23 protein-coding genes are annotated in these 25536 nt (G+C 44.4%); 12 read left to right on the plus strand and 11 right to left on the minus strand.

Annotated elements, in window-relative coordinates:
• Positions 1 to 49 precede the first annotated feature (49 nt).
• Entirely contained in the window at positions 50 to 1324 is a 1275-nt protein-coding gene (locus tag EO131_RS14485; RefSeq protein ID WP_127023753.1) for a UDP-N-acetylmuramoyl-tripeptide--D-alanyl-D-alanine ligase, read from the minus strand.
• A gap of 62 nt (positions 1325 to 1386) precedes the next feature.
• Positions 1387 to 3039, minus strand: coding sequence for a gliding motility lipoprotein GldJ (gldJ, locus tag EO131_RS14490; RefSeq protein ID WP_127023756.1), 1653 nt, complete (start codon positions 3037 to 3039; stop codon positions 1387 to 1389).
• Positions 3040 to 3413: 374 nt separating this feature from the next.
• On the opposite strand from gldJ, the gene porV reads away from it, so the two are divergent.
• The 6 genes from porV to EO131_RS14520 all read left to right on the plus strand — a co-directional run bounded on the left by porV (position 3414) and on the right by EO131_RS14520 (position 9796).
• On the plus strand, positions 3414 to 4559 hold the full coding sequence (porV, locus tag EO131_RS14495; RefSeq protein WP_127023759.1) for a type IX secretion system outer membrane channel protein PorV: 1146 nt from the start codon (positions 3414 to 3416) through the stop codon (positions 4557 to 4559).
• A gap of 73 nt (positions 4560 to 4632) precedes the next feature.
• Positions 4633 to 5124: a cytidine deaminase gene (cdd, locus tag EO131_RS14500; protein ID WP_127023761.1), complete on the plus strand. Its 492-nt coding sequence runs from the start codon at positions 4633 to 4635 to the stop codon at positions 5122 to 5124.
• Positions 5125 to 5205: 81 nt separating this feature from the next.
• A complete protein-coding gene (gene pdhA / locus EO131_RS14505; RefSeq protein WP_127023764.1) occupies positions 5206 to 6204 on the plus strand; it encodes a pyruvate dehydrogenase (acetyl-transferring) E1 component subunit alpha in 999 nt (332 codons plus the stop codon).
• 4 nt (positions 6205 to 6208) lie between these two features.
• Positions 6209 to 7846, plus strand: coding sequence for a pyruvate dehydrogenase complex dihydrolipoamide acetyltransferase (locus EO131_RS14510; RefSeq protein WP_127023768.1), 1638 nt, complete (start codon positions 6209 to 6211; stop codon positions 7844 to 7846).
• Between the two features lie 106 nt (positions 7847 to 7952).
• On the plus strand, positions 7953 to 8933 hold the full coding sequence (locus tag EO131_RS14515; protein WP_127023771.1) for a M28 family metallopeptidase: 981 nt from the start codon (positions 7953 to 7955) through the stop codon (positions 8931 to 8933).
• Positions 8934 to 9118: 185 nt separating this feature from the next.
• A complete protein-coding gene (locus EO131_RS14520; protein ID WP_127023774.1) occupies positions 9119 to 9796 on the plus strand; it encodes an SDR family NAD(P)-dependent oxidoreductase in 678 nt (225 codons plus the stop codon).
• A 6-nt stretch (positions 9797 to 9802) separates the two neighbouring features.
• On the opposite strand, the gene EO131_RS14525 is transcribed toward EO131_RS14520, so the two are convergent.
• Positions 9803 to 10453: a hypothetical protein gene (locus EO131_RS14525; protein WP_127023777.1), complete on the minus strand. Its 651-nt coding sequence runs from the start codon at positions 10451 to 10453 to the stop codon at positions 9803 to 9805.
• Positions 10454 to 10871: 418 nt separating this feature from the next.
• Here EO131_RS14525 and EO131_RS14530 point away from each other — a divergent pair, with 418 nt between their 5' ends.
• Genes EO131_RS14530 through EO131_RS14540 form a run of 3 tightly spaced genes read left to right on the plus strand, consistent with a single transcriptional unit; the run spans position 10872 to position 14040 of the window.
• Positions 10872 to 11489, plus strand: coding sequence for a SprT-like domain-containing protein (locus tag EO131_RS14530; protein ID WP_127023780.1), 618 nt, complete (start codon positions 10872 to 10874; stop codon positions 11487 to 11489).
• A 13-nt stretch (positions 11490 to 11502) separates the two neighbouring features.
• Positions 11503 to 12582, plus strand: coding sequence for a mannose-1-phosphate guanylyltransferase (locus tag EO131_RS14535; protein ID WP_127023783.1), 1080 nt, complete (start codon positions 11503 to 11505; stop codon positions 12580 to 12582).
• Between the two features lie 3 nt (positions 12583 to 12585).
• On the plus strand, positions 12586 to 14040 hold the full coding sequence (locus EO131_RS14540) for a DUF389 domain-containing protein (protein ID WP_127023786.1): 1455 nt from the start codon (positions 12586 to 12588) through the stop codon (positions 14038 to 14040).
• Between the two features lie 2 nt (positions 14041 to 14042).
• Here EO131_RS14540 and EO131_RS14545 read toward each other — a convergent pair whose 3' ends face one another.
• On the minus strand, positions 14043 to 14810 hold the full coding sequence (locus EO131_RS14545) for an ABC transporter ATP-binding protein (protein WP_127023789.1): 768 nt from the start codon (positions 14808 to 14810) through the stop codon (positions 14043 to 14045).
• Positions 14810 to 15547, minus strand: coding sequence for an MlaE family ABC transporter permease (locus EO131_RS14550; RefSeq protein WP_127023792.1), 738 nt, complete (start codon positions 15545 to 15547; stop codon positions 14810 to 14812). The genes EO131_RS14545 and EO131_RS14550 overlap by 1 nt, the downstream gene beginning before the upstream one ends.
• A gap of 117 nt (positions 15548 to 15664) precedes the next feature.
• On the opposite strand from EO131_RS14550, the gene pafA reads away from it, so the two are divergent.
• On the plus strand, positions 15665 to 17344 hold the full coding sequence (gene pafA / locus EO131_RS14555) for an alkaline phosphatase PafA (RefSeq protein WP_127023795.1): 1680 nt from the start codon (positions 15665 to 15667) through the stop codon (positions 17342 to 17344).
• Here the strand turns inward: pafA and EO131_RS14560 are convergent, their stop codons facing one another.
• The 4 genes from EO131_RS14560 to gcvP all read right to left on the minus strand — a co-directional run bounded on the left by EO131_RS14560 (position 17345) and on the right by gcvP (position 23247).
• Positions 17345 to 18187 (minus strand): glycosyltransferase family 2 protein, encoded by an 843-nt coding sequence (locus EO131_RS14560; RefSeq protein ID WP_127023798.1) that lies wholly within the window; start codon positions 18185 to 18187, stop codon positions 17345 to 17347. It abuts the gene before it with no gap.
• Positions 18188 to 18466: 279 nt separating this feature from the next.
• Positions 18467 to 18985, minus strand: a complete 519-nt coding sequence (locus tag EO131_RS14565) for a class I SAM-dependent methyltransferase (protein ID WP_127023801.1) — start codon at positions 18983 to 18985, stop codon at positions 18467 to 18469.
• Between the two features lie 188 nt (positions 18986 to 19173).
• Positions 19174 to 20232, minus strand: coding sequence for a 3-oxoacyl-ACP synthase III family protein (locus EO131_RS14570; RefSeq protein WP_127023804.1), 1059 nt, complete (start codon positions 20230 to 20232; stop codon positions 19174 to 19176).
• A 162-nt stretch (positions 20233 to 20394) separates the two neighbouring features.
• A complete protein-coding gene (gene gcvP / locus EO131_RS14575; protein ID WP_127023807.1) occupies positions 20395 to 23247 on the minus strand; it encodes an aminomethyl-transferring glycine dehydrogenase in 2853 nt (950 codons plus the stop codon).
• Positions 23248 to 23372: 125 nt separating this feature from the next.
• On the opposite strand from gcvP, the gene EO131_RS14580 reads away from it, so the two are divergent.
• Positions 23373 to 24197 carry a UbiA prenyltransferase family protein gene (locus EO131_RS14580; protein WP_127023809.1) on the plus strand — a complete coding sequence of 275 codons (825 nt, stop codon included), beginning with the start codon at positions 23373 to 23375 and terminating at the stop codon, positions 24195 to 24197.
• Here the strand turns inward: EO131_RS14580 and EO131_RS14585 are convergent.
• Together EO131_RS14585 and EO131_RS14590 are read right to left on the minus strand one after the other, a co-directional pair.
• Positions 24194 to 24424, minus strand: a complete 231-nt coding sequence (locus EO131_RS14585) for a hypothetical protein (RefSeq protein ID WP_127023812.1) — start codon at positions 24422 to 24424, stop codon at positions 24194 to 24196. The genes EO131_RS14580 and EO131_RS14585 overlap by 4 nt on opposite strands.
• A gap of 2 nt (positions 24425 to 24426) precedes the next feature.
• Positions 24427 to 24981: a sigma-70 family RNA polymerase sigma factor gene (locus tag EO131_RS14590; protein WP_127023815.1), complete on the minus strand. Its 555-nt coding sequence runs from the start codon at positions 24979 to 24981 to the stop codon at positions 24427 to 24429.
• A 226-nt stretch (positions 24982 to 25207) separates the two neighbouring features.
• Here EO131_RS14590 and EO131_RS14595 point away from each other — a divergent pair, with 226 nt between their 5' ends.
• Entirely contained in the window at positions 25208 to 25411 is a 204-nt protein-coding gene (locus EO131_RS14595; RefSeq protein WP_127023818.1) for a hypothetical protein, read from the plus strand.
• Positions 25412 to 25536 lie beyond the last annotated feature (125 nt).

The raw sequence follows: 25536 nt of genomic DNA on the forward strand, positions 1-25536 counted from the left end.
AACCGCTGATTGCCAAGACCCTTATCAAAGTTCACTTTGCCTTTGGATTTTACAACAAATCCAATACCCGTTCCAAAGCCATGCCCCGAGATCCCTTGATCAACAAAGTTCCTTTGGAAAGGGGATGGGAGGAAAGGTGTGCTTTTAGATCTTCAAAAGTGCGGTATTTTTGCAATGGCGTCTGGGTCCCGAAGAAATTTTTACCTACCAAATAGGCCGATTCAAACCCCAGTTCCTGTACCAAATCCGCAATGGCCTGGTGTTCTTCTGCGGCTGTTTCGCCCAGTTCAAACATGTCTCCGATAATGACGGTTTTGTCCGTTTCCTGCATGCCACTGAAATTTTCCAGAGCGGCACGCATACTGGTCGGGTTGGCATTGTAGGCGTCCAAAACAATCTTGAACCCATTTTTGGTTAGGATCTGCGAACGGTTGTTTTGGGGTTGATAGCTTTCCAAGGCCGATTTGACATCCGTTAAGGGCACGTTGAAATACTTGCCCATTAAAATGGCGGCGCAGCAATTGGAAAAATTGTACTTGCCGATCAATTGGGTTTCGATGTCCACATCCTCCACTATTAGGGTAACAAAGGGGTTGGCTTGTACCAATTGAATATTATAAAACTGATGGTCCTCCGTGCTAAAACCCAATTTTTTGGCATAGCTGTTCAATTTTTCCCGTTGAATGGGGTCGTCGGCATTCATAAAAATGTACCTATTGTTCGCCATCAAGAATTGGTACAGTTCGCTTTTCCCTTTGATCACGCCTTCCACGCCTCCAAAGCCTTCCAAATGGGCCTTGCCGAAATTGGTGATATAGCCAAAATCGGGCTGGGCAATGTTGGATAGCATTGCAATTTCACCTTGGTGGTTGGCCCCCATCTCCACAATGGCCATTTCGGTATCTTCTTGCATCGAAAGCAGGGTCAAGGGTACACCAATATGGTTGTTGAGGTTGCCTTGGGTGGCAATGGTCCTGTATTTTTTGGAGATCACGGCATAAATCAGTTCCTTGGTCGTGGTCTTGCCATTGCTCCCGGTAAGCGAAATAACTTTTGCCTTGCAATGCTTTCGGTGGTACGTAGCTAATTGTTGTAGGGTCTCCAACACATGGTCCACCAAAATGGTACGCTCGTCAACATGGAATTCGGCCTCATCGATAACGGCATAAGCGGCACCTTTGTCCAAAGCTTCGGTGGCAAAGGCATTCCCGTTAAAATTATCACCCTTAAGGGCAAAAAAGATAGAATTCTCAGCTATTTTCCGGGTATCCGTGGATATGTGCGGATGCTCCAAAAACAGGGCGTGTAATTGTTCCAAAGTCATAAATCGAAGATAAAAAAAAGCTCCGACCAAAGATCGGAGCTTCAAAAATAAGTTGGCTCAATTTATTTCGCCTTTTTGTGGCGAACTGTTTTGTTCTTCGATTTGGATTTTGATCCCACCCTGGACATGGCACATCTGAAACCGATATCGTCAGTGGCCATATATTGTGGTAGGTATCTTCTTTGTGCTGGATCCAACCAGTAGGCACGATCTCTCCAAGAACCTCCTTTGTACACACGAACTTCATCGTTGATCAATGTGGTTCTGTAATTGGAAGTATCGTACTCACGGATCAATTTTCCGGTGGAATCACGCTCCACGGTAAACTGTGGTGAATCGTACATTTTTCTGTTCTCATCCTCATCACTGAATTTGGATAGGAACCTGGACGATCCTGGATCACCATCGCGATACCCACGGTTGTCACTTTGGTCAAAATTCGTCCTTAAATAGGTTTCTTGATCGCCAACAGGTACTTCCTTGATTTCACCAGGAAGGTTGATGGCCACAATTTTACCATTGGGCAAGGTGTCGTATACAATCTGATCTGTAAGAATTTCGACTTTTCCGTCTTCACCGATGGCTTTCTTCATAAACACGTTGCCACGGTAGTAGTTAAAGTCACTGATTTCATCGTCCACAATGGGGCGATATACGTCGGCAACCCATTCACTTACGTTACCGGCCATGTCGTAAAGACCAAAATCGTTCGGCTTGTATGATTTAACCTCGGCAGTGATGTCGGCACCGTCATCGGACCAACCGGCAATTCCGCCGTAATCACCTTTTCCTTGCTTAAAGTTGGCCAACTGATCCCCACGTCCAACACGTTGTCCGTTTCGGGTATAGTCACCTTCCCAAGGATATTTTTTTCTTCCTCTGTAGTTGTTGTATTCCCTAGATCCTACCAAGGCTTGGGCAGCATATTCCCATTCGGTCTCGGTGGGCAGTCTATATTCGGGCATGATCACACCGCTGCTTCGTTTGGCAAAGGCATTGATCGAATCGCGTTTCTGTTTTCCTTGAAGGGAGTCAATTTCACCACCGTATACCGATTCTGGGTTGTTCAGGTAGGCCTCGGTGCTAAAAGTACCGTTTACCTCACCGTTCAACACTTTGTATTTGGTATCATCGGCCAAATAGCCTTCCCTTTCCAACATGGCTTCGTTCACCCTATCGGTACGCCATTCGGCATATTGGGTGGCCTGAACCCAATTCACACCAACAACGGGATACTCCGCATAGGCTGGGTGACGTAGGTAGTTGTTGGTCATGGTCTCGTTGAAGCCCAATCGGTTTCTCCAAACCAAGGTATCGGGCAAGGCACCGAGATAAATATTGGCATAGGTTGGATTTTCCGGTGGATATACTTCTTTCAAGTAATCCAAGTACTCCAAATACATGACATTGGTAACTTCGGTCTCGTCCATATAAAAGGACTGTACGTGTTGTTGCGTAGGCGTGTTGTTCCAATCGTGCATGATGTCGTCCTGTACCTTACCTTTGGTAAAGGTTCCGCCTTCCACAAAAACAGTTCCTGGAGGCGTTTCCTGTTCCTTGAAATCGGAATTGTATTGGAATCCTCCTTCTTTGGCGTTGATTTTCCAACCGGTGGCTCTGGAGATATCCTTGGAAGATCCGGAGTTTTTACAGCTCGAAAAACTTCCCATCACAATAGCGCAAGAAAGTACAACTTTGATAAAGTGTTTTTTCATAATTTGGGCTTGAGTACTTTATACTTAGGGTTTTTGGGCCCTCAGTAACTTCAACTTGTTTTGATTTTTTTAATCCTTCAATGGCATTAAAACGACGTTTTTGCCATTATATTTTGTGTTGATCAAATATTTGTGGCAATTGCAATTTTGGCAATGGCTACACATTTCTAACGGAAAGGGAAGCAAAATAGTATCGACCATTCACCTTTTAACGTGTATTTGATGTATGATGATTGCTTTATAGGGTAATTAATTTAAAAAAGATGTAAAAATATACCTTGCTTTATAAGAATTTCGCCAATCCATCGTTTAACATGTTATGTATCCGAAGCTTTTTTTGGATCGTGAACTTTACTAAACGCTAAAAACTTCGAATGAAAAAGTTACTCATTTTCGTAGTGTTCTTGGTCCTGGCCCCACAGATCAGAGCACAACAGGAGAGAGCGATTACCACAGCAGTTCCATTTTTGACCATTGCGGCAGATGCTAGGGCATCCGGTATGGGCGATATGGGCGTAGCCACCTCTTTTGATGCGTATTCACAGCAATGGAACCCGGCCAAATATGCCTTTGCCACCCAAAAAATGGGGGTTGGTATAAGTTATACGCCCTATTTGGAGACCATTGTAAACGATGTTTCCCTGTTGAATGCCACCTATTTCAATAAATTGAACGATCGAAGTGCCTTCGCTTTCGGATTGCGCTATTTTGGTTTGGGTGAGATTGAACTCCGCCAAACCATAGATCAAGAGGCCACCTTGGTAAAACCCAATGAGTTTGCCCTCGATGGATCGTATTCCCTAAAATTGAGCCAGAGTTTTTCGATGGCTGTTGGCGGTAGGTTCATCAGTTCCAATCTCAGGTTTCAGGACGGTACCCAGGATTCACAGGCGGCCAACGCATTTGCAGTAGATATTGCCGGATTTTATAGGTCACCAGAAATCGCCTACAGCAATTTTGATGGCCGATGGAGATTGGGATTCAATATTTCCAATATCGGTGGGTCCCTTCAATATGATGAGGGCGGACAGGAAAACTTTTTGCCGACCAATTTAAAATTTGGTGCCGGGTTCGATTTCATATTCGATCAGGACAATGTCTTGGCGATCAATACCGAGTTCAATAAACTTTTGGTGCCCACACCTCGGGATTTTAACGGGGATGGCCAGATCACTGCCGAGGATAATGATGAGTACCAAAATATTGGTTTTTTCAGTGGAATATTCGAGTCTTTCGGAGATGCCCCGGATGGATTCAGTGAAGAGCTGAAAGAGGTTACTTGGGCATTGGGAGCGGAATACCGTTTCCGTGAGGCCTTTATGCTGCGAAGTGGTTACTTTAACGAAAGTCCTGAAAAAGGGGCCCGTAAATATTTCACCTTGGGTGCCGGGTTCAAATTCAAATCGGCCCAGATAGACCTTTCGTACCTGTTCTCCACTTCACAAGTAAAGAACCCATTGGAAAACACCTTGCGTTTTTCGTTGACCTTTAATTTTGGTGAGGAATTTTTCAACGATTAAACAGCTAAAAATATAAAGGAAAGAACCTGTCCCCATGGACAGGTTTTCTTATTTTTGGACATAGCCCGATCACATGGAGAAAAAGAGAATTGCCTTTGATCTGTTCGTTTTTGAGCATGACAATGAGTTGTCACAAAACGAGCAAAAATTGTTACACACGGCCGAAGCTGCCCGTGAAAATGCCTATGCGCCTTATTCCCGTTTTAAGGTGGGGGCAGCGGTGCTCCTCGAAAATGGTGAGACCGTGATCGGAAACAATCAAGAAAATGCATCCTATCCATCGGGTCTTTGTGCGGAGCGCGTGGCGATCTTTCAGGCCGGGGCAAGGTTCCCTGGTGTGGCCATAAAAGCAGTGGCCATCAGTGCTGCTGCCATGGATCATGTAGTGGACCAACCTGCCGCCCCTTGTGGCAATTGTAGGCAGGCCATTATGGAATACGAACAAAAACAGCAATCGCCCATCACTATTTTGCTCAAAGCAGAAAAAGGCCCCATTTACAAATGCAGTTCCATGGCCGATATTTTGCCCTTGGCATTCAACAATTCATTTTTGGGCGATTCTTAATCCAAATCTTTTTCCAAAAGAGATATATATGTATTTTTGCTGTTCCCCACGACAGGGAAAATTCAATTAATTCAACCGTTGATGAAAAAAATCACCAAAGAAGTTTACCTAAAATGGTATGAGGACATGTTGTTCTGGAGGAAATTCGAGGACAAATTGGCCGCTGTATATATTCAACAAAAAGTAAGGGGCTTTCTCCATTTGTACAATGGGCAGGAGGCCGTTCTGGCAGGTGCCTTGCATGCCATGGACCTTACCAAGGACCGTATGATCACTGCATACAGGAACCACGTGCAGCCCATTGGAATGGGTGTGGATCCCAGAAAAGTAATGGCCGAATTGTATGGAAAGGTAACCGGGACTTCCAAGGGAATGGGAGGTTCCATGCATATTTTCTCCAAAGAGCACCGTTTTTATGGTGGTCACGGTATCGTGGGTGGACAAATTCCATTGGGCGCCGGATTGGCATTTGCCGATAAGTATTTTAAACGCGATTCTGTTACCCTTTGTTATATGGGTGATGGTGCGGTAAGACAAGGTTCGTTGCACGAGTCGTTCAATTTGGCCATGCTTTGGCAGTTGCCCGTGGTTTTCATCTGTGAGAACAACGGTTATGCTATGGGAACATCAGTGGCTCGTACCGCATACACCACGGATATCTGGAAATTGGGCTTGGGCTACGAAATGCCCTGTGGTCCTGTTGACGGAATGGATCCAGCTGCTGTTGCCAAGGAAATGGACAAGGCCATTGAACGCGCAAGATCGGGCGGTGGACCAACTTTCCTTGAAATGAAAACGTACCGTTACCGCGGTCATTCCATGTCCGATGCACAGCATTACAGAACCAAGGAAGAAGTAGAGGAGTACAAAAAAATAGATCCCATCACACAGGTTAAGGACGTCATTTTGGAAAAAGGTTATGCCTCCGAAGATGAGATAAAGGTTATTGACAAGCGTGTGAAGGCATTGGTGGATGAGTGTGAAAAATTTGCGGAAGAATCCGATTTCCCACCGATCGAACAATTGTACGACGTTGTTTACGAACAAGAAGACTATCCATTTTTATCACATAAATTATAGCTAGATGGCAGAAGTAATCACCATGCCTAGATTGAGCGATACCATGGAGGAAGGTACCGTGGCAAAATGGCTCAAAAAAGTAGGGGACAAAGTTGAAGAAGGAGATATATTGGCCGAAATCGAGACCGATAAGGCTACCATGGAGTTTGAATCCTTTCACGAAGGAACGCTTCTTCATATTGGGATCCAAGAGGGCGATGGTGCCCCGGTGGACTCCCTGTTGGCCATCATTGGTGATGAAGGGGAAGATATTTCTTCATTGTTGAACGGAAGTGACGCAGCTCCTGCTGCGGAAGATAAAAAGGAAGAACCAGCTCCAAAAGCAGAGGCTAAACCTGCCGCTGCCGGTTCGTCAGCTGCCATTCCTGAAGGAGTGGAAATTGTGACCATGCCCCGATTGAGCGATACCATGGAAGAAGGAACCGTGGCCAGTTGGTTGAAGAAGGTAGGCGATAAAGTGGAAGAAGGCGATATTTTGGCCGAGATCGAAACGGACAAGGCCACCATGGAATTTGAATCCTTCTATTCTGGAACGTTACTCCATATAGGCATTCAGGAAGGGGAAGGTGCCCCGGTTGATTCCCTTTTGGCCATCATTGGTCCCGAAGGAACAGATGTGGATGCCGTATTGAAAGCACAAGCAGGCGGTGGATCATCCGCAGACAGTACAGCAACCGAAACCAAGGCCGAGGAGCCCACAAAAACGGAAGCCTCAGCCCCAACTGAAACCGTAACCACTACCAATGACGGTCAACGCATATTCGCCTCCCCATTGGCTAAGAAAATAGCCAGTGACAAAGGCATCAACTTGGCCGATGTGAAAGGTTCCGGTGACCACGGTAGAATTGTGAAGAAAGACGTAGAGAACTACCAACCTTCCAAAACTGCCTCCGCGCCAGCTGCCGCTGCAACTGAAACGGCTGCTGCCCCAGTAGCTCCAATTTCCTTGCCAGTTGGCGAAGAAAGTATGGAGGAAGTAAAAAATTCAACCATGCGTAAGGTGATTGCCAAGCGTTTGGGTGAATCCAAATTCTCCGCACCACATTACTATTTGACCATTGAGGTGGATATGGACAATGCCAAGGCTTCACGTGCTCAGATCAATGAGTTGCCCGATACCAAGGTATCGTTCAACGATATGGTCCTAAAGGCATGTGCCATGGCACTTAAAAAGCACCCACAGGTAAATACCTCATGGAACGGGGATACCACGGTGTACAAGCACCATGTGCACATGGGTGTTGCCGTGGCCGTGGATGAAGGCTTGGTGGTACCGGTAATCAAATTTGCCGATCAATTGACATTGTCCCAATTGGGTACTGCCGTCAAGGATTTGGCAGGACGTGCCAGAACCAAAAAGATCAAACCTGACGAAATGGAGGGCAGTACATTTACCGTATCCAATCTGGGCATGTTCGGTATTTTGGAGTTCACCTCCATTATCAATCAACCCAACTCAGCAATTTTGTCGGTAGGGGCAATTGTGGACAAGCCAGTGGTAAAAAATGGCCAGATCGTAGTGGGAAGCACCATGAAGATTACCTTGGCCTGTGACCACAGAACAGTGGACGGTGCCACAGGGGCCCAGTTCCTTCAAACATTGAGGGCTTATCTGGAAAACCCTGTGACCATGTTGGCATAAAATCACTTCATCGATTGTCGGTTCAATAGCAGTCGAGAACGTAATAATGGAAGCATCCTTTTTAGGATGCTTTTTTTATCTTTAGAAAATGCAAAAAACGATAGACATGAAAATTGTATGGTATAGTTTGGTAGCCCTGTTCGCATTGAACTGCGGAACAACGCAGGTGGCCCAACCGGCTGGGGAACCCATTTCCGAAACAACAAAGACTACAACTCCGTTTACCGATGCCGGGCGTATTGGGGAAATGATGCATTATTTGGCTTCCAACGATATGAAGGGCCGGGATACCGGAAGTGAGGGTATCGAAATGGCAGCCAAGTACATTGAAAACTATTTCCGTTCGTATGGTTTAAAGCCCTATTTTGAAGCGTATCGGGATACCCTGTCCAATTTTAAAAAGCCGGCATACAACATTGTGGGTGTTGTGGAAGGGTCCGATCCCGAATTGAAAAAGGAGTTTATTGTAATCGGGGCACATTACGATCATATTGGGATCATAGACATGGAAAACGGAGATGCCATTGCCAATGGAGCCAATGACAATGCTTCGGGAACAACGACAGTTCTGGAATTAGCCCGATACTTTGGAAAGCAGAAAACCAATAAACGCACGATCATCTTTGCTTTGTTCAGCGCGGAGGAAAAAGGACTGCTTGGGGCCAAGCATTTGGCGAAAAAGCTTAAGGAGGCAGATTTGAATCTCTATACCATGCTCAATTTTGAGATGACAGGCGTTCCAATGATTGGCAAGGATTATTTTATGTACATCACAGGCTACAATAGATCCAACTTGGCTGAAGTAAGCAACACCTATGCAAAGGAAAACCTGATAGGTTTTTTGCCTACCGCCAAGGAATACAACCTGTACCAACGGTCGGACAATTATGCATTCCACCAAGAATTTGGAGTACCGTCCCATACCTTCTGTACGTTCGATTTCACCAATTTTAACCATTACCACAAAGTGGGTGATGAACCGGACCTAATGGATTTTGAGCACATGGCCAAGGTGGTGAACAAGATGATTCCGGTGTTGGAAGGTATTGCCAATGCACCCATTCAGGAGATTAAGCTAAGTGAATAGGTGTCATTTCGAACCTCTTGTAAAGGTTGGGAAATCCACATATCAGGTGTTGGAAGTATTGGGAATGGAGAAAGGTAAAGTCTGGAGTTTTTCATGGCTATTCGTGCCATAAGTGTAGAGCAAAATAGAAATAAACAATTGGTATTGGATTCCTGCCTTCGCAGGAATGACAAACTATAATTACAATGGCAAATATTATCATCACGGGAACCAGTAGGGGAATAGGATTGGAATTGGTCAAATTGTTTGCCCAAGCAGGCCATCAGGTACTGGCCTTGTCACGGAATGCCAAACCGGTATTGGAGTTGGGATTATCCAATGTACATGCGTTTTCGTTCGATTTGGGCAATCCAACCGATTTTGAAAAGGTCAAAGAATTTCTGAAACAATGGCATGTGGTGGATGTGCTCATCAACAATGCGGGAAAATTGGTGAACAAACCCTTTGAAGAAATCACAGCGGACGAATTCGAGGCCGTTTACAAAGTAAACGTGTTCGGTGTGGCGGAAATCACCAAAACGGTACTGCCCCAAATGGGCAAGAACGGGCATGTGGTCACCATCAGTTCCATGGGGGGCGTTCAGGGCAGTGTAAAGTTTCCGGGATTGTCCGCGTATAGTTCCAGCAAAGGAGCAGTGATTACGTTGACCGAACTCTGGGCCGAAGAGTTCAAGGACACAGGTCCCAGTTTCAATGTGTTGGCTTTGGGAGCCGTGCAAACGGAAATGCTGGAAGAGGCTTTTCCGGGATACCAAGCTCCGGTAACGGCTGTGGAAATGGCCACCTACATCAAAGATTTTGCCTTGAATGGAAAAAAACTATACAATGGAAAGTTGTTACAGGTGAGCAATAGTACGCCTTGATATTTTTTAGCATGTTGGGATGAAGTATTTTCCCATAAGAATAAATTCTTTAAAGGATTGGGGTTTTGGATTTTCTTTAGAATCATCCTTTTGGATGTTAAGAAACTCAAACCTATTTGTGTCTCCGTTCCACTTTAAAGAAAAACTTGTGAAATCAACCTGCTTATTTACATCATATATATTTTTTAATAGGAATAGTTTTTCGGAAAGTTCATCAAGTGATTTGACGGGCCATGGTCCTTCTTCGTTGATTTCCAACTTAAGTATGTTTTTGTCATTTACGGAAATTTCATCAAACTTCTTATTTAATAAGTAGTCGATTGTGGAATCATCTGTTAGCTTTAAAATAACCTCCTTGGTTTTGACAAGTACTTCACTATTGATTGAATTGCCTTCGAGCCTGATGGTTGAGGGTAGAATCAATGATGGGTGCTCTATAAAATTTCCAAAAGGAATCAATGTTAAGTATACAAAAATCTCATCGCCATTAACAGGTATCTCAACATTTAAGGTATAAATAGCAAAGTCTATTTCAGAAGATATTTTTCCATCATTGGTGAAGGATTCGAGTGAAAATATTTCTGATGGCAAAATGCTATAAATAGATTTATTGGAGTGGATTCCTTTTGACATGTCACAACCGTTTTCTTCCTGCATGATCAACGTATAGTCTTCAGTGTCACCAAACGCTTTGATGGTAGAAGAACAATAGCAGTCGCAAGTCGGAAAGTTGCCTGATATGGATAAATATTCACCGGTGTACTGTATGGAAAAATTACCGGGTTCCGTGACATTTATCGTTACTCCATCTTCATTGTTTTGATCGAGCGTAAAACAGCTTTGTAACTCCCATAGATGTGAGCCGGATATTTGGCCATGCCCATTAAAAATTGGAAATTCTAGAATTAGCAAAAGGAGAAGTAATTGTTTACGATTCATAAATTTTAAGTCTGAAATGATAATTTCTGTGGTTAACTAGCCCAATTCTGATACGTTAAGCCCAATTAAAGATGTTAAATTTGGTTGGGCAAAAGCCTTAATAATTGATGAATGGCTAATTTCGTTTGACGAATCCATGAACACTACTCTTCAAAAATATTTACCCGAACGTGCCGTAGATCCCTGTTTTGAACTCATCAAAACACATGGGGTGCATTTGAAAATTGTGGACCATAGAGTAACACGGCATGGGGATTACCGGAAAATGCCCAATGGGTTGCACCTGATCACTGTCAATGCATCTTTGAACAAGTATCGTTTTCTGATCACGCTTATCCATGAAATCGCCCATTTGGTGGCCATAGAGACCTATGGTCGTCGCATAAAACCCCACGGTACCGAATGGAAACGTACCTTTCAACATTTAATGGTTCCATTTATCCGGCCAGAGGTGTTTCCCATGCAATTATTGCCTATTATTGCGAACCATTTTAAGAACCCAAAGGCCAGTAGCAGCACCGATGCCCGATTGTCCATTGCCCTAAAGGCTTTTGATGAAAAAGAACGGAACAACAGCTATGTCTATGAACTTCCGTTTGGAAGTGTTTTTAGACTGTATAATGGCAAGTTGTTCCAAAAAGGGGAACGCAAGGTGAAACGGTACGAATGTGTCGAACTTTCATCGGGACGGGTATATTTGTTTCAACCGAATGCCGAAGTGGAATTGGTGAGGGATGCAGCCTCAGGAAATTGAAAAATTACAAAGAATGAACCAAAATTATTATGCCGTATTGATGGCAGGAGGGGTGGGATCTCGATTCTGGCCCGTAAGTACAACCGCAAACCCTAAACAGTTCCACGACATGCTGGGGAGTGGCAAGACCCTAATTCAAAAGACCTTTGATCGGTTGAACCGTTTTATTCCCACGGAAAATATCTTGATATTGACCAATGAGCGGTACAATGATTTGGTATTGGAACAATTACCAAAGGTAAAACCCGATCAAGTCGTGTTGGAACCCGCCATGCGAAATACAGCCCCATGTATTTTGTACGCTTCCCTTAAAATTCAGAAGATGAACCCGAATGCGGTGATGATCGTGGCGCCCAGCGACCACTGGATCGAGGATGAGGATGCATTCGAAAACGATGTGATAGCTTGTTTCGATAAGTGTGAAAAGGAGAACGTGCTTTGTACATTGGGGATCCAACCCACTTTTCCCAATACAGGATTTGGCTACATCGAATTTGAAAAAGGAAGTGACCAAAAATTGAAAAAAGTGTCCCAATTTCGGGAAAAGCCCGATTATGAAACAGCGAAGGAATTTTTGGCCCAAGGCAATTTCCTTTGGAATGCCGGGATTTTCATGTGGAGTGTGGAAACCATTGTGAACGCTTTTAAGAACTATCAGCCCTCACAATACGAATTGTTTGGCGGTGGCATTTCCTGTTACAATACGCAAGAAGAGCGTGCTTTTATACAGGAAAACTATGCGAAGGCCGACAACATTTCCATAGATTATGCTATCTTGGAACAGTCCGACGCCATTTACACCCTGCCCGCTACCTTCGATTGGAATGATCTGGGAACCTGGGGGGCACTGTACGATAAACTGGATAAGGATGCATCGGACAATGCCGTGGTGAATGCACAAGTGGTCTTGGAAAACGCCAAGGGCAATATGATCCGGTCACCCAAAGGCAAAATAGTAGTTGTGGATGGGCTTGAAGATTATATCATTGTGGATAAGGAAGAGGTGTTGTTGATTTATCCGAAGGCCAAACAACAAGATATTAAAAAGGTGTTGGGAGAAGTAAAGGACAAATTTGGCGACCAGTTCGCATAATATATGATAGAGAACAGTTCAAAAGAGGGAGCCTCTCAGGGCCAAGATAGTGGTGAAGAGGTGAAAAAGGACCTGAAAGGACTTTTGGGCAGTGTCCGGAAGTTTCTATCGGAGCTTTTGGAAATCCGCACCAATACCGACGCTGTGGCCACCAAAGAGTCCATTACGGCGGATATTCCCTTCAAGGGGCATACGTCTTGGATTTTGGTCTGTTCCATTTTTATTGCTTCCATCGGCTTAAATGCCAATTCTACTGCAGTTGTGATCGGTGCCATGTTGATCTCGCCCCTTATGGGACCTATTTTGGGAATGGGGATGTCCTTGGCCATTAACGATATTGATACGTTGCGAAGGTCTTTGAAGAACTTTGCGGTAATGGTGGTGCTCAGTGTGATCACTGCTTTTTTGTTCTTTTACCTATTTCCATTACGGGATGAATCCTCGGAACTTTTGGCGCGAACCAAACCGGATATTCGTGATGTGCTCATTGCCTTTTTTGGTGGACTTGCCCTTGTGATTGCCCGGGCAAAAAAGGGGACCATTGCCAGTGTTATCTTTGGTGTAGCGATTGCCACAGCTCTGATGCCGCCCCTTTGTACGGTTGGTTTCGGATTGGCCATTGGAAAGCCATGGTATGCAGCAGGGGCCATGTACTTGTTCATCATCAATACCATATTTATTGGATTGGCCACGTTCTTGGTCATCAAGTTTTTGCGTTTTCCCATGGTGCGTTACGCCAATTCCCACAGAAGGCGGCTCATTGCACGAATGGCATCCATTACCGGTATTTTGGTAATGATTCCGGCTGGATTTACTTTTTACAAAGTATTTCAAGAATCCCTGTTCACAAAACAAGCACAGGAATTTTTAAAAGAAACCGTGGAGGTCTATCAGTTTGAAGGCGCTGGAAGATATGTGGATAACCTGACCAAGTTGGATTATGTGGACGATGGTACTTCCTTGATTGAGGTTGTGTTCATGGGCGACGAATTGGTTCCGGACAATGTCATCAATACCTGGAGGACCCAAAAGAACCAGTTTTCAAGATTGAAAAATTCTGAATTGCATATCATCCAAGGGGGTAAGGACGACTCGGAAGAAAAGTTCAATTATGTGAGCGAACTCTACGAGAAAAACAAGGCGGAACTACTGAACAAGGATGAACAAATCCGTTTGTTGGAGGCTGAAGTGGCCACTTTGACCAAAAATGCCGGTAAGCAGATTCCATTTAGGGAAGTCAGTGCCGAGGCCAAGGCCAATTACGAGAACATTTCCGAACTGGGCTTTTCTTATCAGGTCAAAACAGATTTCAAAAAGCTGGATACAGTTCCGGTTTTTGAGGTTAAATGGAAAGAGGGGGTACGTAACAGCCAAAAGGAGGCGGATTCCAAAAAAATGCTCGCTTGGTTAAAGTTGAGAATACAGGACAGCACTTTGGTGATCAAAGAGGTGGAATAAGCCTAGTTGCGCTCTTCGATATACATCTGCCGTACCTTTTTGAACAGTTCTGAGGAGTATACAAAATCGGTTACGGCCTGGTTATCGGTCTTAAAGATTTCCTTGTTGGTCCCTTCCCATTCCTTAAAACCATTTTTTAAGAACACGATTTTTTCACCGATTTCCATCACAGAGTTCATATCGTGGGTATTGATTACCGTAGTGATATCGTATTCCTGGGTAATTTCGTGTATGAGGTTGTCGATCAAGATGGCCGTTTTGGGATCGAGGCCCGAGTTGGGTTCATCACAGAACAAGTATTTTGGATTCATCACAATGGCACGGGCTATTGCCACCCTTTTTTGCATGCCCCCCGATATTTCTGCCGGATATTTTTTGTGGGCATCGATGAGGTTCACACGTTTCAATACAAAATCGACCCGGTCCTGCATTTCCGATTTGGACTGGTTGGTGAACATATCCAAGGGAAACATAACGTTGCCTTCCACGGTCATCGAATCGAAAAGGGCACTGCCCTGAAATACCATCCCCATCTCTTGCCGAAGGTTCCGGCGCTCCTTCGCACTTAATTCGGAATAGTACTGGCCATTATAGCAAATGTTTCCTTCATCAGGTTCAAAAAGGCCCAACAAACACTTCAAGAAAACCGTCTTGCCCGAACCACTCTGTCCAATGATCAAGTTGGTCTTTCCTTTGTCAAAAACAGTGGAAATACCTTTAAGTACATGATGGTCACCGAACGATTTATGTATGTTGTCTACCTCGATCATTAGCCAAGAAGCAATTGGGTTAGTATGTAATTCACGATGATGATGACCACACTGGTCCACACAAAGGATGTGGTACTGGCCTTGCCCACCTCGAGTGCGCCACCCTTCATGTAATACCCATGAAAAGAGGGCACCGTGGCAATGATGAAGGCAAAGACCACTGATTTTATAAAGGCATAGGTAACGTGGAACGAATCAAAATCCATTTGTAATCCCTTTATGAATTCACCACTGGGGGCATAGTCACCAAAAACGGCGGCTACCCATCCCCCGGTTACCCCAACGAACATGGAAATGGCCACGGCAAAGGGATACAACATGGTGGCGATGATCTTTGGAAACACCAAATAGTTCAATGAGTTGACGCCCATAACTTCCAAGGCATCGATTTGCTCGGTTACCCGCATGGTGCCTATACTGGACGTGATGTACGACCCCACTTTACCTGCCATGATGATGGAGGTGAACGTAGGTGCAAACTCCAAAATAACGGATTGTCTGGTGGCAAAACCAATAAGGCTTTTGGGCAAGAATGGACTGTTTAGGTTCAATGCGGTTTGAATGGTGACCACCCCACCGATAAAAAAGGAAATAAAAACGATGATACCCATGGCGCCATAGATCAAGTCATCGATTTCCTTTAAGATCAGGGTTTTCATGATCGGCCATTTGGTCGGTTTCTTGAAAACCTCCCAGATCATGATGAAGTATTTTCCAATCGCTTCTAGGTGTTTCATGCGTTTATTTGGACTTGAGTTGATAAAAATAAGAATATTGTCCAGCATTTAACCTTGATTTAAACATTTTAAAGGGGTTATTGAATAGCTTTGCCATTGTTTGATTAAATCCTATTCATGAAAAAGACCAACCTTCTTGTTACGATTTCACTGATTTGTGCCATTGGCTTTTCCTTCGGACAGCGCAAAAAGAAAGATGCTGTTGAAGTGCAAACCACCGAATTTATCGCCCAAACTCCCAAATTGGTAGTGGGCATTGTGGTAGATCAAATGCGTTATGATTACCTCACCCGCTTTTGGAATCAATATGGTGAAGGGGGTTTTAAGCGTATGGTGAACGAAGGATTTAACTGTAAGAACCATCATTTCAATTATGCTCCCACGAGTACAGGTCCTGGCCATGCTTCCGTTTATACCGGCACTTCTCCGGCCATGCATGGAATCATAGGAAACGATTGGTACGATAAGGAAGCGGATAAAATGGTCTATTGTGCTGGAGATGATACTATGACTTCCGTGGGTACCAACTCGGCTGCCGGACAGATGTCACCCCACCGTATGTTGACCACAACGATTACCGATCAATTGCGTTTGCATACCCAACAACGCGGAAAAGTAATTGGAGTGGCACTGAAGGATCGTGGTGCCATTTTGCCAGCGGGTCATTCGGCCAATGCCGCCTATTGGTTTGAGGGGGGCGCCACCGGAAATTGGATTACAAGTTCCTATTATATGGATGCCTTGCCACAATGGGTTGTGGATTTCAATGCATCGGATGCGGTGGAGCAATACAAAAAACCGTGGACCACATTAAGGCCTATCGAAACCTATGTGGAGAGTGGAACCGATGCCAATTCCTACGAAGGATTGCAAAAGGGTGAGACCACCACTACCTTTCCCCATGATTTCCCCAAACTGTGGGAGACCAATGGCGAATTCGAGTTGTTGAGAAGAAGTCCATACGGAAATAGCATGACCACGGATTTTGCATTGGCTGCTTTGGAAGGAGAAGATTTGGGAAAGGACGCCATCACCGATTTTTTGGCAGTCAGTTATTCCAGCACGGATTATGTAGGCCATTTTTATGGGGTAAACTCCAAGGAAATTGAGGATACCTACATTCGTTTGGATCAAGATTTGGCCCGCTTGTTCAGCGAGCTTGATGAGAAAGTGGGCGAAGGGGAGTATACGGTATTCCTGACCGCGGATCATGCGGCCATAAATGTGCCGGCCTATCTGCAAGACCAAAAAATCCCAGCTGGGTATTTGGATATGAATGGGATGAAGGAAAAATTCAATGAATTTTTGAAATACAAATACGGCACTACGGAAATGGTGAAAAACTTGTCCAATTATCAATTGTTTTTGGATCATAGGATTTTATCCAATTTGGACATCGATATTGTAATTGCACAAGAAGAAATGGCAAAGGAACTATTGTCTTACGAAGGTATTGGACAAGTGTACACCGGCCATCAAATGTGGGCCAATGAATATACCCGTGGTATTCCGTACATTTTGCAGAACGGTTACAATCAAAAACGTTCGGGTGATGTGCTGATCGTGCCCAATCCAGGGTTTATTTCTTACGGCAAAACAGGTTCTACCCATGGTTCCCCGCAGATTTACGATACCCATTCCCCTTTGTTGCTTTTTGGTAAGGGCATAAAGCAGGGCAGCACGGTGAACCGGACCGAAATACCTGATATTGCACCGACCATTTCGGCATTGTTGGGCATTGCTTTCCCGAATGGCACTACCGGGAAACCGATTGGGGAGGTGTTGGAGTTTGAGTAGTTATATTTTCGACCAAATCCCCTTCCAGCGATAGTTACGAATAAATTTTCCCTCTGTTTTGGAAACAAAGCGTGGTTTGTTTTGAAACCAGGCAATGAGATAACCCATTACCATTTGAAGGTATAAAATGGGACTTTTGGCCTGCCAGGCCATTTTTAAAGCTGCGATTTTGGCCAAGACAATTCCATATCGCATTTTGTACAACGCTTCCCCTTTGGCTTGATATTTTTTAGTGCTATACCCCTGTCCGGTTGGGCGAAGGTGTTTTACGTGCAGTTCCGGTACGGTCAATGTATCAAATTTGTAAAATTTGGCCAGTAAGGTATCCACCGTGTCCCAACCCACCCCTGGTCGTAAACCACCAATTTTGTTGAAACAAGCCTTGTGGTACAATTTAATCGGGCCACGGATATGGTTTTTGTCCGCGATGTTTTCATGGACCCAAGCATCACCCTTTTTTATAAAAAGAAGTCCCGAACACATGCCCAGCATCCAATTGGATTGGAATTGGTTCACCATGGTTTCAAAATAGTTGGGCGGTAAAACGATATCGGCATCAAACTTTCCGATCAAATCAAATTCGGAAGTGTGCTGCAATCCAAAATTAAAGGTGTCCACCACTTTTTTACCGGGGATGTGCACATCGGTCGATTCGCGTTGGATGACCTTGATCCAATCGTATCGATGGGCATACACCTGAGCAATCTTAAACGTGTTGTCGGAAGAATTATCGTCGACCACTATTACCTCATGGGGCACGTAGGTCTGTACCACGAAGGAATCCAAACAGGATTTGAGGTAAGTTGCCTCATTATGGACGGGAATGACAATGCTGATTCGCATGTGCTAAAATTCCAAAAAAGAAATTATAAAACCTAAAGAAGTTTAAGTTTATGTTTAGGAGACAGGAGACAGGAGACAGGAGACAGGAGACAGGAGACAGGAATTGTCATTTGTTGTCATTCTGAAAGAACAAAGTGATTGAAGAATCCAATTAAAAAGGCGAAGACAAATGATATCGAATTTACAGGCACAGAGTAAATCTTTAGAATTTCTTGACTACGCTCAAAATGACAAGGCAATATTGAACTTTGATAATTGTTTACTGCTAATTGAGCGGACCTATCGTTCTGCGTAAACAATGTAATAGCGATCGGTGAAGTAGCGGAGCAAGGGTCGAAATCCAATTTTTTTGGTAGGATTGGTCCATTTGGCCGAATCTTTTATGGTCCACCCGGCTTTTTCAAGGAGCCAATCAAATTGCCAGTCCTCGAATTCGTGGTAGTGCCTATCCCAAGGGTCGGTTTTACTTCGGTAAGCCGCAGAAAACCAGAGTCGCATGGGAATACTGGCTACCAATTTGTTGGATTTTATTTCTTTCAACACATTGTAAGGGGCCACCAAATGTTCAAAAATTTCGAAAGCAGTCACCACATCGGCATCCGATTGGGTCACGGTGGAAAAATCCACGTCCAAATCCTCACCTTTGGTGTTGGAAACGGTATACCCGTTCGATTTCATGATTTCCGTAAAAGGATTTTCCACGCCCAAATCCAAAATGGTCTCGGTGGTGTTGATGTGTTTCTGCAAAAACGCCAAGGTATGTCTGTAGCGTTTATTGGGAAAGTTGTTCTCGTACATGGGTTAAAATTCCAAAAAACAAATTACAATTCCCAAATTAGTTTTGATGTTTGGCGAATTAAGGAAAAAGGAGTAGAATAGGTATATCTGTACGTGTCAATTGATATAATTCGTGTCAAAAATTCATGGATGACACTTAACCTCGATTCGACTCCAGTTATTGAATTGTTGATTTTAAGTCAAAAAAATCAATAACGATAAACGATTGCGTTGATGTTCATTCCGGCACCAACGCTTGCAAAGATCACAACATCTCCCTTTTGAAGTTCATGTTCCGGTAACTCACCTTTCAACACCATGTCGTATAGCGTGGGAACGGTTGCCACGGAACTGTTGCCCAATTCATGGATGCTCATGGGCATCACATTGGCGGGTACCTCCTTGCCATATATTTTATAGAATCGTTTGATGATGGCTTCGTCCATTTTTTCATTGGCTTGATGGATAAAGATTTTCTTTACATCATCGATGGCCACTCCACTGCCGTCCAAACATTCGGCCATGGCTTTGGGGACATTCACACAGGCAAATTCATAGATTTTACGTCCCTGCATTTTAATGTAGCGTGTATCCGTACAGCCCTTGGGGCTATTGGTTTTATCATAATAGAGATAGTAGGCTTCCTCATTGGCATAGGTAACCGAGGCATGCGAAAGGATTTCACCGGATTCGGGATTAGCTTGCAACACGGTTGCGCCCGCTCCATCGGAAAAAATCATACCGTCGCGATCATAGGGGTCAATAACTCTGGAGAGGGTTTCTGCGCCTATGACCAAGCAATTTTTCGCCATGCCACTTTTGATGAAAGCCGAGGCTTGAATCACGCCCTCGATCCAACCTGGGCAACCGAAAATAAGATCGTAGGCAACGCATTTCGGATTTTGGATGCGCAACAGGTGCTTCACTCTTGTGGCCAAACTGGGTAAGGTGTCCCCTTGGATTTTTCCAGGGGTAAGGTCGCCAAAATTGTGCGCGAAAATGATGTAATCGAGTGTCTCCTTATCGATACCCGCATCCTTTATCGCCTTTTCTGCTGCGAGATAGCCCATATCCGACGTTTTGAGTTCCGGTTTGGCATAACGACGTGCTTCTATGCCAGTAATGGCCTTAAACTTTTCCACAATTACGGTGTTGGATTGCCCAAACGCAGAGCCATCGGTCTCCAAAAATTTGTGGTTTAAAAAATCTTCATTTTTGGTGATGATGGAAGGAATGTAGCAACCTGTGCCGGTGATGCCTATTTTCATATCGAGGTACAATTTGATTCAAGTTACGCGAATCATTTTTGGTTATTATGCATGCATAATACGTGTTACAATGTCCAAAAGGGATTTGCAATGGGTAAAAGATAGAAAAAGCCCTGAACAAAATGAATGATCAGGGCTTAATATCAGTATTTATAACGGTTTTTACGCCTCCATGTACTCCTCGATGGGGGCACAGGTGCAGATCAAATTACGATCCCCAAATGCCTCATCGGTTCTTCGGATACTGGGCCAAAATTTATTTTCGGCCACATAGGCCAATGGATAGGCCGCTTTTTCCCTGGAATACGGAAAGTCCCAGGTATCGCTGGTCAACATGCCCAAGGTATGGGGTGCATTTTTCAATACATTATTGGGTTCATCAGCAGATGCTTCATCAATTTCTGCGCGAATGGACAGCATGGCATCGCAGAACTTATCAAGTTCGGCCAAACTTTCACTTTCAGTGGGTTCGATCATTAACGTACCCGCCACTGGGAAGGATACCGTTGGTGCGTGAAAACCATAATCCATCAAACGTTTGGCGATATCGGTAACTTCAATACCATTGGCTTTGAAAGGACGGCAATCCACAATCATTTCGTGGGCAGCCCTACCGCGTTCCCCGGTATAGAGTACATCAAATTTACCTTTTAAGCGGTCTTTGATGTAGTTGGCATTCAAAATGGCCGCTTTGGTGGCATTGGTCAACCCTTCGGCCCCCAACATTTTAATGTATCCGTACGAAATCAAACACACCAAGGCACTGCCCCAAGGAGCAGCGGAAATGGCTGTAATGGCTTCACTGCCTCCCGTTTTTACCACAGGGTTGGAAGGTAAGAACGGTTTCAATTGCTCTGCCACACAGATTGGTCCAACACCGGGACCACCACCTCCGTGGGGAATGGCAAAGGTTTTGTGCAAATTCAAGTGGCATACGTCGGCCCCAATGGTTGCCGGATTGGTCAAACCAACTTGGGCGTTCATATTGGCACCGTCCATATACACCTGTCCGCCATTATCGTGGATCAATTTGGTTATCTGTTTTATGGACGATTCAAAAACTCCGTGTGTGGAAGGGTAGGTGACCATCAATGCGGCCAGATTATCGGCATGCTGGTGTACTTTTTCCTCCAAATCGGTCATGTCAATATTTCCTTGGTCATCGGTCTTGGTAACCACCACTTTCATTCCGGCCATAACGGCAGAAGCTGGGTTGGTACCGTGTGCGGAGGCGGGTATCAAACAGATGTTCCTATGTCCTTCACCACGCGACTCGTGATAGGCACGGATCACCATAAGTCCGGCATACTCCCCTTGTGCACCCGAGTTGGGCTGTAATGAGGTAGCCGAAAATCCGGTGATCACATTCAATTGTTCTTCAAGGGTTTTCAATACCTCTTGGTAGCCCTGGGCTTGTTCCAAAGGAACAAAGGGGTGGATGTTGCCCCAATGTGGCCAGCTCAGTGGCAACATTTCGGAGGCTGCGTTCAATTTCATGGTACAGCTTCCCAAAGAGATCATGGAATGGTTCAATGCCAAATCCTTGCGCTCCAATTTTTTAATGTACCGCATCAATTCGGTTTCGGAATGATAGGCATTGAATACCTCGTGCTCCAAGAAGGTACTTTTTCGTTGTAAATTGGCAGGAATAACTTCCTTGATGCCACTGGTAAACGAAATATCCTTTTTGTCGCCTTGGGCAACGATGAAGCAGGAAAGCAAAAGCTTGATGTCCTCGTCGGAAGTAGCCTCGTTCAAGGAAATGGAAACGGTCTCCTGATCGATATAATTCAAGTTGATCTCCCTGCTTTCACAGATCTCCCGCAACTTGTTCGTATTGTTGAACCGTACCTTAATGGTGTCAAAATAGGCGGTGTTCACTTGCTCCAAACCAATGGATTCGAGTCCTTTTGCCAATAATCTAGTGGCATTGTGCACCTTATTGGCGATAAATTTCAATCCGTTCGGACCATGGTATACGGCATACATACCGGCCATAACCGCCAATAATACCTGTGCGGTACAAATGTTGGAAGTCGCCTTATCCCTTTTTATGTGTTGTTCCCTGGTCTGCAACGCCATTCGTAGGGCGCGGTTGCCGTCCGTATCCTTGGTAACCCCAATGATTCGTCCAGGGAGGCTTCGTTTATATTCTTCCTTGGTGGCAAAAAAGGCAGCATGTGGACCGCCATAGCCCAATGGAATTCCAAAGCGCTGTGTTGTTCCCACTACCACATCCACTCCCCATTCTCCGGGAGGTGTCAACAATACCAAGCTTAAAATGTCGGCTGCAACGGCCACTTTGATCTCTTGCTCTTTGGCTTTTTGCGCAAATTCAGCATAATCGTGAACTTGGCCATGTTTTCCTGGATATTGCAACAAAGCACCATAAAAGGCAGTTGAAAAGTCAAAGGTTTGGTGGTTGCCCACAACCAACTCTATACCTAAAGGTATAGCTCTTGTCTTTAGAAGATCCAAGGTTTGTGGCAATACTTCTTCAGAAACAAAGAATTTTACGGCGCCGTCCTTTTTTTGCTGTCTGCCGCGTACATCGAACAACATGGTCATGGCCTCGGCAGCGGCGGTACTTTCATCCAACAGGGAAGCGTTGGCGATTTCCATGCCGGTAAGGTCAGTGATCATGGTCTGGAAATTGAGCAAAGCTTCCAATCGGCCTTGTGCTATTTCTGCCTGATAGGGGGTGTAGGCGGTATACCATCCCGGATTTTCCAAGATGTTTCTTTTGATGACGGATGGCGTTAGGGTTTCATGGTAACCCAATCCGATATACGTCTTGAATATTTTATTTTTTTGTGCCAATTCCTGCAGGTGGCCCAAGAATTCATGCTCACTGATACCTGCTGGAAGTTCCAGGGGTAGTTTCAGTTTGATGTCGTCAGGAATGGTTTCGGAAATAAGTTGTTCCAAACTGTCCACTCCAATCGTTTGCAACATGCGGGGCATGTCGTTTTCCGTAATGCCTATGTGTCTGGCGGCAAAAACTTCTGTGTTCATGTTCAATCCAATAAAGTGCACAAAATTAGGGATTAATTCGATGAAAATGGCCATTTTTGAATGGAGGTCGACCAAAGTTGTTAACCACTGATCAACCGTTTTTAACGGACCTTGATATCAATCCCATGAAAACGCTGAAAGCCCTATTTGATTTTTATCTGGATGCCAGTATCCATGTGGCTTTGTCGGTGTTGGCCATGGCCGGGGTCACCTTTCATTTGTTCGACACATTTTCCGATCTGGATCTTTTGGGCTTCATTTTTTTCAGTGTGATCGTATGCTATAATTTCATCAAATATGGAGTAGAGGCCTACAAGTATCTCATTGTCTCGAATGCCTACCATAAAACCATACAGCTATTCAGTTTTGCGTCCTTTGGCGGAGCCCTTTATTTTTTGGTGCAATTGGATGCCCAAATTTGGTGGGGCACCCTTATTTTGGGTTATTTGTCTGCATTGTATGCGGTGCCTCTTTTGCCAAGGGCAAAGAACCTCAGAAATTTGGCGGGACTTAAAATTTATATTGTGGCCTTTGTTTGGGCAGGATTTACCGTGTTGTTGCCCTTATTGGATGCAGGACTACCGTTGAACTGGGATTTTTGGATCACCTTTATCCAACGATTTTTATTGGTGCTGGTTTTGATCTTGCCTTTTGAAATACGGGATTTGCAGTGGGATGATAAAAGTTTGCGGACACTGCCCCAAGTGTTGGGGATTAAAAGCACCCAAAGACTGGGTGTTGTTTTGACCGTACTTTTCTTTAGCCTTACTTTTCTCAAGGATGACATCCATCCCTTGGAAATTGGCCTACGGTTGTTGTTGGCCCTAGTTCTGATTACGGTATTATTGGCCAACAAAAAAATGCAGACGCGCTATTTTGTGTCCTTTTGGGTGGAGGCCATTCCCATTTTTTGGTTCTTGCTATTTTGGGGAATCGAGCGTTATGTTTAGAGTTTTTTCTCCAGATCCCTTTTCATCTGGTCCTTGTCGTCCTTGGAAAGCATATTGAGCCCGGCACGATCGCACATGGAAGTGAGTTCACTGTTCTTTTTCGAATAGGCCTTGCAAGCCTTACAATACAATAGATGGATGCGCAGCTTGAAAATATCCCAAAAGCTTGCCTCCTTATACTGTGACTTGTCACAAATGCTCGATGCCTCTTCGCAACTGATCTTCATAATTAAAACCAATTTTCATTTAAACAGCCCATCAAGGCGGTTCGCGCCCTATGGATCATCACCCAAAGATTGGACGGATTTATTTCCAGTTCATTACATACATCTTCGGTGCTCATACCCTGAATGGTCTTTAATTTAAAGACCAATGCCTGTTTTTGGGGCAGTTTGGATATGCAATCTTGTATGGCCAATCCCAATTCCTCATTTTCCATTACATTGTCACCATCCCTGCTAAAAGGGTCTGCTACTTGTTGCTCCAACCAATCGCCCTCAGCATCGGAATCCGAGCTATAGTTCATACGTACCTCGGCCTTTCCTTTTTTGGAATTGATCTTTCGGTAATGGTCAATCACTTTTCGCTTCAAAATCGAAATGAGCCAAGTGCGTTCGGCCGCATCGCCCTTATAGTTTTTGGAAGAATTTAATCCGGCATAAAAGGTTTCCTGCACCAAATCTTTGGCAATTTCTGCATCGCTTACCCTGGTAATAGCGTAATTGAACAGATAATCTGCATACAGGTCAACCCAATTTTCCGGATGTAGTTCGTTCACGGCCATAGTCCTATTGAGGTACCAAATGTAATCGTTTTTTTGGATAGCACGGCCTAAAGGACCTGCTTGTGGTTAAAATCCCATTAGACGATATGGAGTGGGTTAGCTAACAAATTGATTAAAGTTTAACGCTTATTTAGGATTTGGTTGAAGGAATCTGTGCAAAAACAATGGTGTGTATGTATGGGAAAACAGTTGTAATTTGTATATAATCAGTCACTAACAAAAATACGTGGAACCAAAAATCAGAATAATCATTCCCATAATAGTGCTGGTACTGTTTCCCAGTTGTTACAGTTACAAAAATATGGCGGACACCCAAGATTCCTATAGTGTAGGTGAAAAATATGAGATACAAATTGGTGCTGGAAACTTGGAAAAAGTGACCGTTACGTCGGTTACCGATTCTACAGTTACAGTATTGCAGCGGGGGTAACGAAATTACGATTCAAAGGGCTTTGATTACTGAAAGAAAGCAACGCACTTTTTCCACTGAAAAAACCATTATAGGAATTTCTGTCGGTGTCCTTGTAACCATCTTTACCTTGGGTGTAGGGTCCC

The organism is Flagellimonas beolgyonensis (assembly GCF_003992615.1).
Taxonomy (GTDB): domain Bacteria; phylum Bacteroidota; class Bacteroidia; order Flavobacteriales; family Flavobacteriaceae; genus Flagellimonas; species Flagellimonas beolgyonensis.